Origin of the sequence: Flavobacterium faecale (assembly GCF_048320115.1) — a bacterium.
Lineage (GTDB): Bacteria > Bacteroidota > Bacteroidia > Flavobacteriales > Flavobacteriaceae > Flavobacterium > Flavobacterium faecale_A.
Map to the genome: position 1 here is coordinate 521,724 of NZ_CP182943.1, position 16,290 is coordinate 538,013.

At 33.3% G+C, this 16,290-nt stretch carries 16 protein-coding genes; 6 read left to right on the forward strand and 10 right to left on the reverse strand.

Annotated elements, in window-relative coordinates:
• The first annotated feature begins 78 nt into the window (after positions 1 to 78).
• Positions 79 to 594: a hypothetical protein gene (locus ACNH59_RS02015; protein WP_418263790.1), complete on the forward strand. Its 516-nt coding sequence runs from the start codon at positions 79 to 81 to the stop codon at positions 592 to 594.
• A 136-nt stretch (positions 595 to 730) separates the two neighbouring features.
• Here the strand turns inward: ACNH59_RS02015 and lpxK are convergent, their stop codons facing one another.
• Positions 731 to 1,747, reverse strand: coding sequence for a tetraacyldisaccharide 4'-kinase (gene lpxK / locus ACNH59_RS02020; protein WP_418263791.1), 1,017 nt, complete (start codon positions 1,745 to 1,747; stop codon positions 731 to 733).
• Positions 1,748 to 1,812: 65 nt separating this feature from the next.
• On the opposite strand from lpxK, the gene ACNH59_RS02025 reads away from it, so the two are divergent.
• From ACNH59_RS02025 to ACNH59_RS02045, 5 genes are all read left to right on the forward strand, one after another.
• Positions 1,813 to 2,907: a Nif3-like dinuclear metal center hexameric protein gene (locus ACNH59_RS02025; protein ID WP_418263792.1), complete on the forward strand. Its 1,095-nt coding sequence runs from the start codon at positions 1,813 to 1,815 to the stop codon at positions 2,905 to 2,907.
• A gap of 3 nt (positions 2,908 to 2,910) precedes the next feature.
• Entirely contained in the window at positions 2,911 to 3,690 is a 780-nt protein-coding gene (locus ACNH59_RS02030; protein WP_418263793.1) for a zinc ribbon domain-containing protein, read from the forward strand.
• A gap of 39 nt (positions 3,691 to 3,729) precedes the next feature.
• Positions 3,730 to 4,578 carry an alpha/beta hydrolase gene (locus ACNH59_RS02035; protein ID WP_418263794.1) on the forward strand — a complete coding sequence of 283 codons (849 nt, stop codon included), beginning with the start codon at positions 3,730 to 3,732 and terminating at the stop codon, positions 4,576 to 4,578.
• An 82-nt stretch (positions 4,579 to 4,660) separates the two neighbouring features.
• Positions 4,661 to 5,473 (forward strand): 23S rRNA pseudouridine(2604) synthase RluF, encoded by an 813-nt coding sequence (rluF, locus tag ACNH59_RS02040; protein WP_418263795.1) that lies wholly within the window; start codon positions 4,661 to 4,663, stop codon positions 5,471 to 5,473.
• A gap of 189 nt (positions 5,474 to 5,662) precedes the next feature.
• Positions 5,663 to 7,897, forward strand: a complete 2,235-nt coding sequence (locus ACNH59_RS02045) for a response regulator (RefSeq protein ID WP_418263796.1) — start codon at positions 5,663 to 5,665, stop codon at positions 7,895 to 7,897.
• 7 nt (positions 7,898 to 7,904) lie between these two features.
• Here ACNH59_RS02045 and ACNH59_RS02050 read toward each other — a convergent pair whose 3' ends face one another.
• The 9 genes from ACNH59_RS02050 to ACNH59_RS02090 all read right to left on the reverse strand — a co-directional run bounded on the left by ACNH59_RS02050 (position 7,905) and on the right by ACNH59_RS02090 (position 16,154).
• Positions 7,905 to 8,048 (reverse strand): hypothetical protein, encoded by a 144-nt coding sequence (locus tag ACNH59_RS02050; RefSeq protein WP_418263797.1) that lies wholly within the window; start codon positions 8,046 to 8,048, stop codon positions 7,905 to 7,907.
• 164 nt (positions 8,049 to 8,212) lie between these two features.
• Positions 8,213 to 9,043: a T9SS type A sorting domain-containing protein gene (locus ACNH59_RS02055; protein ID WP_418263798.1), complete on the reverse strand. Its 831-nt coding sequence runs from the start codon at positions 9,041 to 9,043 to the stop codon at positions 8,213 to 8,215.
• A 152-nt stretch (positions 9,044 to 9,195) separates the two neighbouring features.
• Positions 9,196 to 9,759, reverse strand: coding sequence for a phage tail protein (locus ACNH59_RS02060; RefSeq protein WP_418263799.1), 564 nt, complete (start codon positions 9,757 to 9,759; stop codon positions 9,196 to 9,198).
• A gap of 29 nt (positions 9,760 to 9,788) precedes the next feature.
• Entirely contained in the window at positions 9,789 to 10,724 is a 936-nt protein-coding gene (locus ACNH59_RS02065; RefSeq protein ID WP_418263800.1) for a methionyl-tRNA formyltransferase, read from the reverse strand.
• 292 nt (positions 10,725 to 11,016) lie between these two features.
• On the reverse strand, positions 11,017 to 11,301 hold the full coding sequence (locus ACNH59_RS02070; RefSeq protein WP_418263801.1) for a hypothetical protein: 285 nt from the start codon (positions 11,299 to 11,301) through the stop codon (positions 11,017 to 11,019).
• 260 nt (positions 11,302 to 11,561) lie between these two features.
• Positions 11,562 to 12,308: a LytR/AlgR family response regulator transcription factor gene (locus tag ACNH59_RS02075; RefSeq protein WP_418263802.1), complete on the reverse strand. Its 747-nt coding sequence runs from the start codon at positions 12,306 to 12,308 to the stop codon at positions 11,562 to 11,564.
• Positions 12,309 to 12,898: 590 nt separating this feature from the next.
• Positions 12,899 to 14,539 (reverse strand): ATP-binding protein, encoded by a 1,641-nt coding sequence (locus ACNH59_RS02080; RefSeq protein WP_418263803.1) that lies wholly within the window; start codon positions 14,537 to 14,539, stop codon positions 12,899 to 12,901.
• Between the two features lie 109 nt (positions 14,540 to 14,648).
• A complete protein-coding gene (locus ACNH59_RS02085) occupies positions 14,649 to 15,101 on the reverse strand; it encodes a hypothetical protein (RefSeq protein ID WP_418263804.1) in 453 nt (150 codons plus the stop codon).
• A gap of 165 nt (positions 15,102 to 15,266) precedes the next feature.
• Positions 15,267 to 16,154: a bifunctional 5,10-methylenetetrahydrofolate dehydrogenase/5,10-methenyltetrahydrofolate cyclohydrolase gene (locus ACNH59_RS02090; RefSeq protein WP_418263805.1), complete on the reverse strand. Its 888-nt coding sequence runs from the start codon at positions 16,152 to 16,154 to the stop codon at positions 15,267 to 15,269.
• Between the last annotated feature and the right edge of the window lie 136 nt (positions 16,155 to 16,290).

The following is a 16,290-nucleotide window of genomic DNA, read 5'->3' on the forward strand; positions in this document are numbered from 1 at the left end:
CTGCTTTTAAACAATGCAATACATTTGCCTAGAAGATTCATTCAGCTAATCTTAAAATTATTAATCAAAATAGAAATTATGAAAATGACTTTAAATTTTAAAAACACAACTTTAGCCGTGTTTGCTTTATTATTAAGTGCAACTACTTTTGCACAACAAAAAACAACTCCAGATTACGACCAAGGTTTTCGTTTAGGATTTGGATTAAATGCCGGAGTCCCTACCAATGAAGACTTCTACAACTACGCCCTTGGTGCCGATGCCCGATTACAATACGATTTATCCAAAAAAACATCTTTGATTTTAACCACCGGTTTTACCAACTTATTTGTGAGTAACGACCGTAAAGACCTTGGCATTGTTCCAGTAAAAGCAGGATTCAAGGCTTTTGTTTGGGAAGATCAATTTTATGTTTTAGGAGAAGTTGGAGGTGCTTTTGCAGTAACAAACAAATCCAATCAACACACTTATTTGTTTGCACCAGGAATTGGCTATGCAACCAAATACATTGACGTAAGTTTACGCTACGAAGGATACACCGAATACGACACCAATCAAATCGCTTTGCGTTTGGCTTACGGATTTAAGTTGTAAAACAGCGTTTGGGTGAAAAAATTTTGTGCAGACAATAGATTCTGCAGATTTACTCTCAATAGTTATGATACAAAAAAAATCAACCTTGCCTAATAACTGACAAGGTTGATTTTTTTTTCAGAATAAGTAGTAAAATTTACTTATAGCTCTTTACAAATGCTAAAACGGAATTTTCAAATGGATCAGCATTCGCCAATAATCGACTTTGAATAGGCAAATAATAGAGCTGTTCCTGCAGAATACTATCTTTCAAACGCACATAATCTTTTTCGGTTGTGATGATGTTTTTTCCTTTAGCTTTATCCTGAATCGAACGCAAATCATTATCCGAAAAATGATGGTGATCGGGGAAGGTCAAACAAATATCTCTTTCATTTTTCAAATATTCAAAGAATGGTTTAGGTTTTGCGATTCCAGCTAATAAGACCTTTTCTTGAGTTTTCAGTGATTCTACATCAATTTGATTTGATATTCCATATACCACAGAATCATATTGGATAGTTGAAAAGTACAATTCTTGACTGGAAGCTAAATTGAGTTTATTGGCAATCTGGTTTTGTTCTTCAACTGAAAGTGTAGCTGGACATTTAGTGACTACCACAATTTTGGCTCTTTTGCCACCAGTCCTACTTTCACGCAAATTCCCCATGGGCAACATAAAATCATCTGCATACAAATCGCCATAGGCCGTCAATAAAATATACAAGCCTGCTTGTACTTTACGGTGTTGAAACGCGTCGTCAAGCAGAATGATTTCAGGTTTTGTTTTTTGCGAAAGTAATTGTTCAATACCGTTCGTTCGATTGGCATCTACTGCTACTTGAATTTTTGGAAATTTTTGATAATACTGAAAGGGTTCGTCTCCTAAAATCAAAGCATTGGCGTTTTCATTCGCCAATACAAAACCTTTGGATTGTCTTTTATAACCTCTACTCAAAGTGGCTACTTTATAAGAATCACAAAGCATTCGAACTAAATATTCAATTTGAGGCGTTTTTCCTGTTCCACCAACACTCAAATTCCCAACAGCAATAACAGCTAAATCAAAAGAAGTAGATTTTAAAATTCCTTTGTCAAAAAGGAAATTCCTAACAGCAGTAATTAGCCCATAAATTAAAGCAAACGGGAAAAATATTTTTCGTACCAATTTCATATTACGAAAGTAGAATAAATTATCTTTGAAATAAATTGTTTCAAGCCTTAAAAAGTATAAAAATAATGAAAATACAAAAAATCCTTTCTGTACTCGAAGAGATGGCGCCACTTGGTTATGCCGAAGATTTTGACAATGTAGGTTTGCTAGTAGGTGATGCTAATGCAGAAGCCACTGGTGTTTTGGTTTGTCATGATGCTCTTGAAACTGTGATTGAAGAAGCAATTTCCAAAAATTGTAATTTAGTAGTCTGCTTTCATCCAATACTTTTTTCGGGACTTAAAAAAATTACAGGTAAAAACTATGTAGAACGTGCCGTTATCAAAGCTATCAAAAATGATATCGCAATTTATGCCGTGCATACTGCATTGGACAACCATAGCGAAGGTGTCAATAAAATATTTTGTGAGGCATTGGGACTTTTAAACACCAAAGTTTTAATCCCGAAATCAAACTACATCAAAAAACTAGTCACCTACACCATTCTCGAAAATGTAGAAAAACTGCGAAACGCCTTGTTTGACGCTGGTGCTGGCAATATTGGCAACTATGAAAATTGCAGTTTCAATAGCAAAGGAATCGGAACTTATATGGGCAATGAGCATAGTAGTCCCGAGATTGGCGCTCGATTTGAATTTGTTGAAAGTGACGAAATTAAGATTGAAGTAACTTTTGAAAAGCACTTAGAAACTAAAATACTCAAAGCATTATTCAGTAATCATGTGTATGAAGAAGTGGCTTATGAAATTTACGACACCCAAAACAAACATCAGAACATTGGTCTAGGGATGATTGGCGAATTAGAAAAACCAATGAGCGAAAATGAATTCTTGCTTTTTGTAAAATATAAAATGCAAGCTGACGGTATTCGCCATTCCGCTTTATTAGGCAAAGAAATTAAAAAAGTAGCCGTCTTAGGTGGTTCAGGAAGTTTTGCTATCAAGCAAGCAATATCAGCTGGAGCGGATGCTTTCTTGACCGCTGATTTAAAGTATCATCAATATTATGAAGCCGAGAACCAACTAATTTTGGCAGATATTGGACATTTTGAATCAGAACGTTATACAAAAAACTATATTGTTGAGTATCTTAGAAAAAAAATCCTTAATTTTGCAATCATTTTATCTGAAGAAAATACAAATCCAGTTAAGTACTTATAGAATATGACGAATACGAAAGAATTAAGCGTTGAGGAAAAGTTAAGAGCGATTTATGATTTACAATTAATCGACTCTAGAATTGACGAAATTAGAAACGTGAGAGGAGAACTTCCTCTAGAGGTAGAGGATTTAGAAGATGAAGTAGCAGGCTTAACTACACGTTCTGAAAAATTAAAAAGTGATCTTGAGGTTATTGAGGACCAAATCAAAGCAAAGAAGATTGCTATTGACGACCATAAAGAGTCTATAAAAAAATACACCAAACAACAAGAAACGGTTCGTAACAACCGAGAATTCAACTCTTTGACTAAAGAAGTAGAATTTCAAGAACTTGAAATTCAATTGGCTGAAAAGCAAATCAAAGAAATGAAAGCTTCAATCGAACATAAAAAAGAGGTGATTGCTCAATCTAAAGAAAGATTAGAATTGAAATCAAACCACTTAAAACATAAAAAAGCAGAATTAGATTCTATTTTATCTGAAACAGCTAAAGAAGAAGCGTTCTTATTAGAAAAATCAGAAGAATTTAGAGCTCAAATTGAGCCACGCCTTTTGGCTGCTTATGACCGTATACGTTCAAGTGTTCGTAACGGATTAGCAGTAGTTTCAATCGAAAGAGGTGCTTCTGCTGGTTCTTTCTTTACAATTCCACCACAAACACAGGTTGAAATTGCTTCAAGAAAGAAAATCATCACTGATGAGCATTCTGGAAGAATCTTAGTTGACAGTTCACTTGCTGAAGAAGAAAAAGAAAAAATGGAAAATTTATTTGCCACTTTCTAAAATCAATATAAGCCACGCCTCAAAGCGTGGCTTTTTTTCATGAAAAAAGTATTCTATTTTATTTTTACCAAGTCCATAGGATTATACCTTAACTTATTAAGTTTTGCTTTCCCTCAAAAAGCAAACCAAAAGGCTTTTGACCTTTTTAGCCAACCCCGAAAAGGCAAGTTATCTCCTGATAAACTTCCTAAAACACTTTCTAAAGCGATTTTTAAATCCATCTCTTACCAAGGAGAATCCATTGCTACTTATACCTGGAAAGGCAACGACACAGTCATTTTACTCGTACACGGATGGGAAAGCAACTCCTCCAGATGGAAAAAAACCTTACCTTATCTTCAAGCAACAGGCTGTACTATTATTGCTTTAGATGCTCCAGCACATGGTCTTTCGGGTGGAAAAGAATTCTCTATCCCTAAATACGGTGAATGGATAAACGTACTTGTTCAAGAATACCACCCTAAATATCTTATTGGTCACTCTTTTGGCGGTAAAGCAAGTTTGTACTACCAAGCCCATTACGAAAACCATTCTATCGAAAAGACCGTGATCTTAGGAGCACCTGATGAATTCAAAACCATTCTTTACAATTACACCGATTTACTAAGTTTAAAATCCTCCATTATCAAAGGATTAGAAGCAAAATACGCTACGGTATTTCAAAAAGAATTAGACCAATTTACAGCGAAACATTTTGCTTCTAAAATCAAAACTAAAGGACTTATTGCCCACGACATCCACGACACCATTGTCCTTTTTGACGAAGGAAAAAAAATCGCAACTGCTTGGGAAAATGCTGTTTTTATACAAACAGAAGGATTAGGTCATGCCTTGCACGACGAAGACTTATACCAGCAAGTAATCGCTTTTTTATTTGAAACCGAATAAAAAACACTTTTTTAAAAGTTGATTCACTTTCATTTTCAACAGTCGTAGTTTAGGATCGAACTAATTTTGTTATTTTTGCACAATGGAAGATAATCTAAAAAGACTCAATAAATTCATTGGCGAAACAGGATTCTGTTCTCGACGTGAAGCCGACAAATACATTGAACAAGGGAGAGTTACTATTAATGGCACTGTTCCAGAATTAGGAACCAAAGTAGCTCCTGATGACGAAGTACGTATTGACGGCAAATTGATTCGGGAAAGTCGGGAAAAACCAGTTTACCTTGCTTTCAATAAACCTGTGGGTATTGAATGTACGACAAACTTAGAAGTACAAAATAACATTGTAGATTACATCAATTACCCCAAACGTATTTTCCCAATTGGACGACTAGACAAAGCCAGTGAAGGGTTAATTTTTATGACTAATGATGGAGATATTGTCAATAAAATTCTCCGCGCTCGAAACAACCACGAAAAAGAATATACCGTTACTGTAAACAAACCCATTACCGATAGATTTATCGAACGCATGGGCAATGGTGTCCCAATTCTGGATACCGTTACGCGAAAATGCAAGGTGGAACAAATTTCGAAATACACCTTTAAAATCATTTTGACTCAAGGGTTGAATCGTCAAATTCGTCGTATGTGTGAATATTTAGGTTACGAAGTTACCGCTTTGAAACGTATTCGGATTATTAACATCTCGTTAGATATTCCTCTAGGCCGCTACCGCGATTTGACCGATGCCGAAATCAAAGAACTTAACGAATTAATTGAACCTTCGAGTAAAACAGAAGAGGCCAGCTTACCCAAAATAGAACCTACCAATAGGAGAACAGAATTCATCAAGAAAAATGATCCGAGATTCAGAAAACGTGGGGATTATTAAAGAGTAACAGCTCTATAGGACTACAAAAAAGGAAAGCTCTGTTTTTCTTTTTTGCAGTCCAATTTCCAACTGTCTCAGCATTTGCATTTTAAAAGCTGAAAACAATTCGTTAACCTTTTCTTCGAATTCTTTTAATCTATTATCTATAGCATCCACATAATTTTGCGTACATAATTTAATATGTCGCAATTGAAATTTTCACTTCCAAATGTTCGTGATTTTAGAATTCAAATCTTTTTATCGTTCACAATAATGATTATTTTAATCATTATTTGGTTTCTATTTTACCTTGCCATTGACCGTAAAATCGACCATCTAAATGATTTTAGCTATAAATCTTATCGTGTTTCTCAAGACTTCAGCACCAATATAAAAAGATTTCAAACTTTTTTACTCTACGGGTACAAAGAGAAAGATTTTTATATTCAACAGAATCAAAAAGACCTCAAACAATACATTTCTAATTTAAAAAAACAACGGCAAGAAGTTGATTTAATCTATAAGGAATCCAAGGATCTCAACATTGAAATAAATCAAGAAGATACTTTTAAATTATTTACAAAACTAGATAGCCTCACCGCTACCATTCATGAATACAAAAAAATAGCCTTAATTCGTGGTTTTAAAGATTACGGAATTGAAGGCAAAATGCGTGAAAAAGCACATTTATTAGAAAAGGAAAAAAAATTAAAAAGCTCCATCATTTTGCAATTTCGACGCCATGAAAAGGACTTTTTATTGCGTTCTGAAAAAGCGTATATCCAAAAATTTGAAGACCTTTATAACAGCACCATTGCTGCTGATGAAATAGACACACAAACCAAAAAAACCATCAAAGCCTACAGGAGCCACTTTGAAAATCTAGTTTTACTAGGTGGTATTTTAGGAGACAATCAAAACCAGGGTTTGAATGGGAAAGCAAACCGATTGCACGACGAAATAGAAAATTTATTCCAACAAATAATCAATCATAACGAAAACAGAATCAACCATCTAAAAACAGTTCTGTTTTATTTCCAATTAGGACAAACATTTTTAATGATTGTGATTGCTTTACTATTATGTTTGTATATTTCTAAATATTTCACCAAAGACATCAAATTGCTTTCTTTGGATATTTCTAATTTTATTCTTTCGAACTTCAAAAAAAACACAGCAAGCATTGCACACCAATCTTCTATCAAAGAAGTAGATTTTTTACTAAAAAGTTACAATGTTCTAAAAGAACAACTAACCGAAAATTTAGAATCGCTACATAAAACGACAGAAGCTGCCCATAATACCGCGAAATTTAAAACGCAATTTCTCGCTAATATGAGTCACGAAATCCGATCGCCCTTGAATGGGGTCATTGGGATGTTAAACATTTTAAAAACAAGTCCTTTAAACAGCGAACAATCAGAGTATATCGAAATTGCTGAACATAGTGCCGACCACCTTATAGGAATTGTCAATATGATATTAGACCATTCTAAAATGGAAGCTGGCAAAATGAAACTGGAAGAACATCCTATCCATTTAAAAAAAGAACTATCAAAATTAATTCGGCTGTTTGAATACCGTATCAAGGATAAAAATATTGCCTTAGATTTTAATTTTGACGACGCCATCATTAACAACATTCTTTGTGACAATTTAAGACTACAACAGGTTTTGATTAATTTATTAGACAATGCAATAAAATTTACTTCTGAGGGAGTAGTCAAGCTAGAAGTGCAATTGGTTCAAAAAAAAGACAATCTTCAATATTTGAACTTCAAAGTCATGGATTCAGGCATTGGCATTGATGCTAAAAAAACTGAACAACTACTCCTGGCCTTCGAACAAGCGGATTTAACCACTACTAGAAAATACGGCGGAACAGGACTTGGCTTGACCATTTCAAATCAACTGATTTTACTAATGGGAGGAAGTAAATTAAATATTATTTCCCTAGAAGAAGGCGGCTCCAGTTTTAGCTTTGACATACCCTTTAAACTAAACAACAATTCAATACTTATTGAAAATATTGATCCAATTGCTAATCCTGTACAAGATATAACAGTTCATAAAGCTTTAATTGTTGAAGACAACATTATTAATCAAAAGGTATTGCGGAAATTATTAGACAAGTTAGGCATACCAACAGACATTGCTAATAACGGAAAAGAAGCCGTTACTCTATTTAATCAAAATGAATACGATATCATTTTCATGGATTTACACATGCCAGAAATGGATGGATTTGAAGCCACGAAAAAAATTCACGAGTCAATGAAATACAAAATAAAAAATATCCCTATCATTGCCGTGACTGCAAGTGCCTTTGACGAAGACAAAATCAAAGCAATTGCTAATGGCATGGACGATTTTGTAACCAAACCTATTGTTTTAAAACACCTAGAAGAAACCATTGCTAAGCAAATGCGACTGAGAGAAGCTTAACCTTTTTTTAGGTCATCAACAAAAACTCAATTGAAAGGACAAAAAAGACAATCAATAATACAATTGTACTTAAAACATTAACCTTAACCAATACACCCATTTCAGACAAAGAAGCGGATATCAAATGTAGTTTTAGAAAGTATTTTTTCATCTTAAAGTGATTTAATACTTTAAAACTACTTCATAAAAATAGCTGTTATCAAAAACATGTCACAAGAGCCTTATTGAATGTCATAAGGTTGTTTTATGATGCTATTATTTTAAACAACAAAGACTGCCCGAAGACAGTCTTTTGTTTTTTAAAGTTAAAAACAATTAGTGCTTAATAATTATTTTTTGTGACGGTAAAGCATTATTTTTTGATTTAACAAAATAAATACCATCATTCAATTCTGAAACAGTAACAGGATTAGCGCCTTCAACAATTGAAACCGTTTTTACAACCTGACCTAAAACATTACAAATTTCAAAATCACCTACAATTTGTGAGCCTATATTTAGTATATCATTAGCTGGATTTGGAGAAATAACAAATTGATTATTTGGTTTAAAATCATTAACTCCTAATGATGCTGGAGCAGTTAGATTTGCAAGTCTGATATTTCTTAACTCAAAATTACTAATACCACCAGATCCCTTAAAATCGATAGTAATTTCTATCTTGGCTACATTTGTTACAGTAGATGCTCCAGTAAAAATATTCAATATGGAATGATTAGCCGTAGTAAAACTAACATCTGCCTGATAAGTAGGCGTTAAAGAATTCCAAGTAACCATAGTATTATCTTTTTTAGTAAAAATAATTTTGGTAACTGAAGGCTCCAATGTTGAAGCACCAGTAAAATTCCCCCATATCATATCAACAACATCAAATGACCCAACATTAACACCATTTCCTTTTATAGTAAAAGTAACAGAGCCTGTTCCTGACACCGAAGGATAAAACAGATTAGGTTCGAATTGCATGTTATTACTAATTTCTATATTAGCACCTGTAGGGCTTGTAGTAATTATTTTATGACCAGAATTATTTCCTGAATCTGCACCTCCACTACCTGTAAAAGAATAGGTAGTTTGAGCTGACAAATTGCTACAAAAAAGCAATATAAGAGTAAACATAGAAACTAAAAGAGTAATTTTTTTCATAGTATTTAATTTTTAATTATTGGGATTCATTATTAAAGTCATTACATAAAACGTTACATTATTTTAAATGCAATGATTATAGGATACATTCAAAAACAAAGACTAGAATAACAATCAGAAGTTTTCTTATTGCTAGTCTAGTCTATAAAAAATTAACTTCTAGAAGGAAACACTCCTTCTAAAGCAATAATATAATTTACAGTTAAATAAGGAGACATATTATTAATAGGTTGATTCCCTCCATTATTACCTACAGTTACACTTACAGCATTTGAAGCCATGGCTGTATTTGCTGCCGCTGTGTAAATATTAGAATCTACAAAAGTAGCTCTTTCAACAGCAGTTTTCCCAGCTGCCAAAACATTACCTGCAGGGTCATTTGTCGTTCCATCAGCAGTTGAAGCTTTAATTGTCCCAGTTGCAATATGGTTATGAGAGGGCATTTGAGCAACATTCAAAATATTTATTTCTGCTCCTCCATTTTGTCCAAGTCTATAATCTGACAACCCTGGTCCTTGACCTGGATGCATGGAAACTCTCCCTCTTAAATCGGGTAAAGCAAATGATACACGACCATCACCTCCATAAATTGTTCCTAAAATTGAAAAAAGAGCCTGATTCTGAGCAATAGGCAAAATTTGCCCTTCACAGAAAGCCCAACCTCTTGGTGCAAAATTACCCCCAAACATTTTAATTTCTCCTATAAATGGATCCATAGTTTTTAAATTTTAATATTATTAATTTATTATTTACTTGTAAAACAGTGCCCTGTTTGAACACCTAAAGCGACATACTTTGTACCTGAAAGTACTCCTGCATCAGAACTCATCACATTAATTTGTAATATTTGTCCATCCATACAATTCACAAAAAGACCTTCAGTTGGGTGAGCATGTACAATTTCCCCATTTGTTTTTGATGTTTTACTTACTTGATTCCTAATGGATGTAACTTCCATTATTTTAATCACACCTCCTTGATAAAACGTTCTCGCTCCTCCAAATTTGGGATTGCATGCATTGACCAATTGTTCAATTTCAGTAGCAGTTTGTAACTCCCAATCTATTGTAGTGTCTTCTACCGATGGCTTAGGATTGTAAACCGCATTTACTGTCATTTGCTCTTTATAACTCACTCCTTGCGTTATTTTTTTTATTACTTGAGAAACCAAATCACCTAACTGTAAACTCAATTTAGAAAAAACCATTCCGTAAGTTTCCCCTAAAACTATAGCTGATTTAGATTCTAACAAAACAGGTCCTGCATCCCATTCCCTGGTAATTTTATGTATCGTTACATACGCTTCTTTTTCTCCCTTTTTTAAAGTCCAAAACACAGGATCTCCACCTCGATTTTGAGGTAATTGTCCAAAATGAATATTTAAAAAACCATAGCGTGGTATCTCTAAAATTTCAACTGGAATTTTGATGCCAAATCCACACACAATAACCAAATCCACAGATTGTTGTTCTAAATAGACTTTAAAATCCGTTTTAACATTAGACTGGTTGATTTCAAAAGTAGAAAGACCGCTCATTTTTATCCCGTTTTTCCAATATAACGAAACTTCATCCTCATAATCCAACTGTTGAAAGCAAACTGATTGCAACAAATTAGACTTTAATAAATATTGATATATTGTTATACATGTTGGAAAATTACCAATAAGCATTACTTTCATTTCTATATTTTTAATTAAAAATCGACTGCTACAATTTCAATTATACTTATGATTTGTTCCAAACATCTTTTCATTCTTTAAAATCAACATCAGTAGATTAAATACGTTTTTTATAGATAAAAGTCAAAAATACACAATTAAAGTAAGAATAATCAATTGTTTTTAAATAAAAAACAAAAGCACAACACTAATTTCACACAGAGCTAACATGTAATTAATCTTACACACTGATACAAAGAGGAATAGAATCATTAAAATGATTCTATTCCTTATTCTTATAGCTAAGAAAAAATTAGATTCTTACAATTCCGGTTATATGTGGTTGACCTTCTAGCGGAGCATAAATCTCAACTATTGCTTCCCAAATCACTTCTGAAGGTGCCATAGAAGCATTGCATTTGTAACGGTAGTTTGTTCCTGCAACAATTTGAGTAGACACTGCGGTAGGCGTATAACTCACACCTACAAAACCTTTCAATGCTTGATTAAAAATCTCTTGATCTTGTGGAGTCAATGCATGAAACGCTGACCATCCTCCTACTAATGTTGTTTCTTGAACTGGGGCTTGATTTAACATAATAATTATTTTTTGTTTTCCTACTCTTTAGGATTTTCGGATACCTCCCCGTTTTTTATAGTGGTTTCTGAACTCCACTTTGCTATATCTTAAAATTGAAATCGTTTCTTTAATTTGACTGGAATAAAATTAATCATAGCATAAGCAGACTTGGATAAAAATGGCATGAAGTACCAATTTCTTGTTATAAGATTTTCAAAAAAGAGCAAAAAAAAATCCCTCATCAACTGATGAAGGATTCGTAAATGGTAGTAGCACTTCTATTTTAAAATGCGAAATTGATTTGCAAAGTCTTTGTACTTGTCACTCAACAACACTTTATGATTATTTTGCAACAGAATCAAATTGTCTTGGGGAACAATCTCTATAATTTTTTCGACATTCACCAAGAAATTGCGGTGGGTACGATTAAAAATCTTTGGATCTAAAAGTTCCATGATTTTAGTCAACGACATCATTACTACAAACTTTTCCGTCTCGGTCACAATATTACAATAGCGATCCTCCACCTCAACATATAAAATAGATGTAAGCAGTACTTTCTTTAAAGTTTTATTCTTTTTTATAAAAAGGAAGTCATCGGCGATGACTGTATTTTGATCTTCGCTTAAAAAAACATTAGGTTGCTTATAGAATTTTTCAACAGCCATTTCTAAAGCATAGAGTATTTCTAATTCATTAAACGGTTTCATTAAAAAACTAAAAGGCTGTGCGAGTTTTGCCCGTTCAAATATTTGTCTGTCCTTTGAACTTGTTAAAAAAACAAAAGGTTTGGATGCATTAGGAACTAGATTAATCGTTTCGGCAAAATTAATTCCGTCTGGATTTCCATTCAAGAAAACATCAATGACCACAATATCTACAGGGTTATTATAAAATAATTCTAAGGCTTCGGCATTCGTTTTCGCCACACCTACTACGGCATAATTATTTTCTAATAGTACTTCTACCAGAGCATCACTCTCGGCAGGAGTATCTTCAATAACCAACACATTAATAGTATTCATCCGTCATATTTTAGTGAATTCATTTCTTGTCCAAGCGTCACAAATATAAAGAAACTTTAGCCTTCTCACTAATTAGAATGCGGAATTATGGGCTTTGGTTAAAAAAAACAATCTATAAATATCGTAAATTCGTTCATTTAAATTTTCGATAAAAAATGATTTAAAAAAATTAGTGCAATTGAATTTTTAAAATTCTGTAATTCTATCTAATAAAATATTTTTAACCGCATGAGACGCCAAGAATCATTTTAGCTTGTCCTTAAAAACGCAATGAACACAAAGCTTTGCGAACCTTGCGTTATAGTTTGTGTAATTTGTCTTAAAAAATTAGCAACTCTTTGTCAAAGTCCCAAACGCACTTTTTCTAAATTTGTGCTAATTTGTGTAATTCGTGTCTAAAAAACTGACGCATTTACCATGACTCATTTCGAGGTATATTTTTTTTCAAAACACGCAATATAAAATGACTTTATTTGAATATTTCTACATCTATTTCCCTTCTTGAGAAAGGCTAGAGGTTTGTTTTCATTAAATATTTGCAAATCCGTTATTTATTACAAAACGTCAATAGTAGAGAAAAACAGCCAGTATTAATCAGCAACCCCAGGCAATCTAAATTGTATTATCATCTTAGTCCCCACATTTATCACCGACTCAATATCAAATTTACCGCCATTTCTTTCGATCAAACTTTTACACAACTGCATGCCCAATCCTGTTCCTACACCTTCTTCTTTTCCTTTTTTAGAAAGCAAAACGGTAGGCTGTAACAATTCTAGACGTTTTTCTTCTGGCATGCCTGTTCCTGAATCTTCAACAACAAGGCTAACACAACCATCTTCAACTGGTTGCGAATATACTTTTACCGTTCCGTTTTCAGGGGTAAACTTAATCGCATTATCCAATACATTGCGTAGAATAATCTTAAAAGAATCGGTATCGACAAAAACAAAAACGGAACTGTTCACTTTGTTTTCAAATGCAATCCCTTTATTTTTCATAATGGGTTCGTAATTGTAAGCAACTTGATTCACTAAGGATAATAAATGCGCCGATTCTTGATAAAAAAAAGATTGTTGGGTTTGAAGCAACGCCCAGTTTAACAAATTATCCAGTAAATTATAAGCTCCATTAGCAATAGCACTATTGGTCTCTAACTGATTATGTAAAGCTGAATAATCTCCTGTAGAAAGATTTTTTTGAAGCTTACTATTGCTGCTTTTTAGCGCATTTACCGAAGAACGCAAATCATGACTTACTATCGAAAAAAGTTTGTCTTTAGTCGCATTCAAATCATCTAAAATGGCTTTTTGTGCAGATATAATTTTATTTTGTTTTATTTTTTGACGGTAAAAATAAGCAGCGCCAATTAACAACAACAGCATTAATGTCATTGACGACAACAGTCCTTTGCGCTCTGCTAAACGCGTTTTATTTTCAGCTGTAAGTACGTTTACTTCTTTTTGCTTTTGTTTGACTGCAAATTTCTTTTCCAGTTGAGCGACCGCCCACACTTTATTTTGGTCGTTAAGAGAGTCCTTCCATTGGTCAAACTCTTTACGATAAGCAATAGCTTTAGATAAACGATTGCGGTTTTCTTCTACAACTGCCATATTTAATGCAGCTTCTTTTTTAGTGGTAAATGATTTTATGTTCTGAGCCAAATGATAAGCTTTTTCAAAATATGGAATTGCTTTGTCATCTTTATATTGTTCATAATACAAAGTTCCCAAATTTTGATAAAGCATAAATAACCTGAACGAATCTTTATTTTTTTCTTCTATTTCCTCGTATTTAAGCAAATATTCTTCTGACAAAGCAAACTTTTTCAAATGCAAATAACATACCCCTAAACTATTTAAATTATCTTTATGTAGATAAGAGTAGTATTGATTGGTACTATCTTTTTGAATAGCCAAAAAAACGGGAACAGCCTCTTTGTATTTTTCTTGCTGGATTAAAGAAGTACCTAATCTATATTTGGTAATTGGAGCAAAAACAAAATCTGATGAAATCTTTAGCAACTCTAATTGTGCCTGTTTAAAGATTTTTTTTTGATAAAAAGCAGTTCCCCTCATAAAATGAGAATAATTATTTAACCCCGTATTTTTAGACTGTGCCAAATGTCTAGCAGTATAATACAAAGTAGAATCCCACTCTTTTTTAATATAAAAAGAATGGGATTTTATAAAGTCTTTTTCTTTAGGATAGATTTTAATTATTTTCTGCATTTCCTTTCCCACCAAATAATCCGTAGATTCTTCCTGAGAAAATAAAATGATCGGTAATAAATAAAAGCAAAAAAAGATTTTTTTAATCATTTTAAAAAACAAAAATTTATTAAGGTTGATTCACCACGGTTGTTGTCCCTCGAGAGGCAACAGGATCTGTATCCCATAAAAAAGTTTCCACAGTATGAACCATACTTAGCGACACCCCTTCAGGAAGTCCTTCTGTACTGGCTTCAAAATTCACCTCATAAGCTTTAAAATTTTTAGCTTCTGTTTCTGGCAAATCATAACTGATAAAAAACTGCAGTTGAGGAGTTCCTACATTACTAATCACATACAATTGATTTACGGAAAGCGTTGGGGCAGGCTGAGCCGCGTCAATAAAAACAACTGCACTAATACATATTTCAGAATGGGTTGGATTATTACAAGCTTCCACCAAAGCTGGCAAAGGAGTTTTAGATCGTGGTTCTGAAAATGAAATTTGGCCACTTAATTTTACTTCTACATTACTAAGTGCAATTCCTGGAGGATTCGAGGTGTAAACAGCTGCTGTTGGCATTTTTATTTAGAGTTTTAAAGTTAATAATCAGAATGACAATTCACCATTCTTTTCCTACCAAATATAAAGCTAAATTATCTAAGTAATAAAATTTTCCCTTGTTTAAAATCAAAACCTACTCCTACTTAATCAAAAAAAACCTACTCGTAAAGTAGGTTTGATTATTTATTGATTCTTTCGAGCCCTTATTTTTCGAGCTAATAGTGTGTTTTTTAACAGCATAGCAATTGTCATCGGACCAACACCACCTGGAACTGGCGTAATAAACGATGATTTTGGGCTAACCTCAGCAAAATCAACATCCCCTTTAATCACATAACCTTTTGGATTTGAAGCGTCTTCTACTCTGGTAATCCCCACATCGATAATCACAACACCGTCTTTGACCATATCTCCTTTTAAGAATTCTGGCACTCCCAATGCCGTAACAATAATATCGGCATTTTTGGTATATTCTGCCAAGTTTTTGGTTCTACTGTGCACCAAAGTAACTGTAGAATCTCCAGGATATCCTTTGCGGCTCAACAAAATACTCATAGGACGACCTACAATATGGCTACGACCAATAACAACGGTATGTTTTCCTGAAGTTTCTACTTTGTAACGCTCTAACAATTCCATAATTCCAAACGGAGTAGCAGGCAAGAATGTTTCCATTTCTAGTGCCATTCGTCCAAAATTAGTTGGATGAAAACCATCTACATCTTTTTCAGGGTTGATAGCTAAAAGGATTTTTTCTTCATCGATATGTTTAGGCAATGGCAACTGAACGATAAATCCGTCTAGGTTATCATCCGTGTTCAATTCGTGGATTTTATCCAACAACTCTTGCTCTGTAATTGTATCTGGCATACTCACTAAGGTAGATTCAAAACCAATTTGTTGGCAAGAACGTACTTTGCTTCCTACATAAGTCAAACTGGCACCATCATTCCCTACAATTACAGCCGCTAAATGAGGTACTTTTTCTCCATTAGCTTTCATTTGCAGCACTTCAGCAGCAATTTCGTTTTTTATATCGTCTGATGTTTTTTTTCCGTCTAGTATTTGCATTGTTTTTTTGTTTAAAGTTTAGAAGCTTAGAAGTTTAAAATCTTGAATGATTTTAAAATAAACTTCATAGAACAATTAAGGTAATATTAAAAATTGGAGTTCAAAACTTTAAACTAATTTAAACTTTTAAACCTTG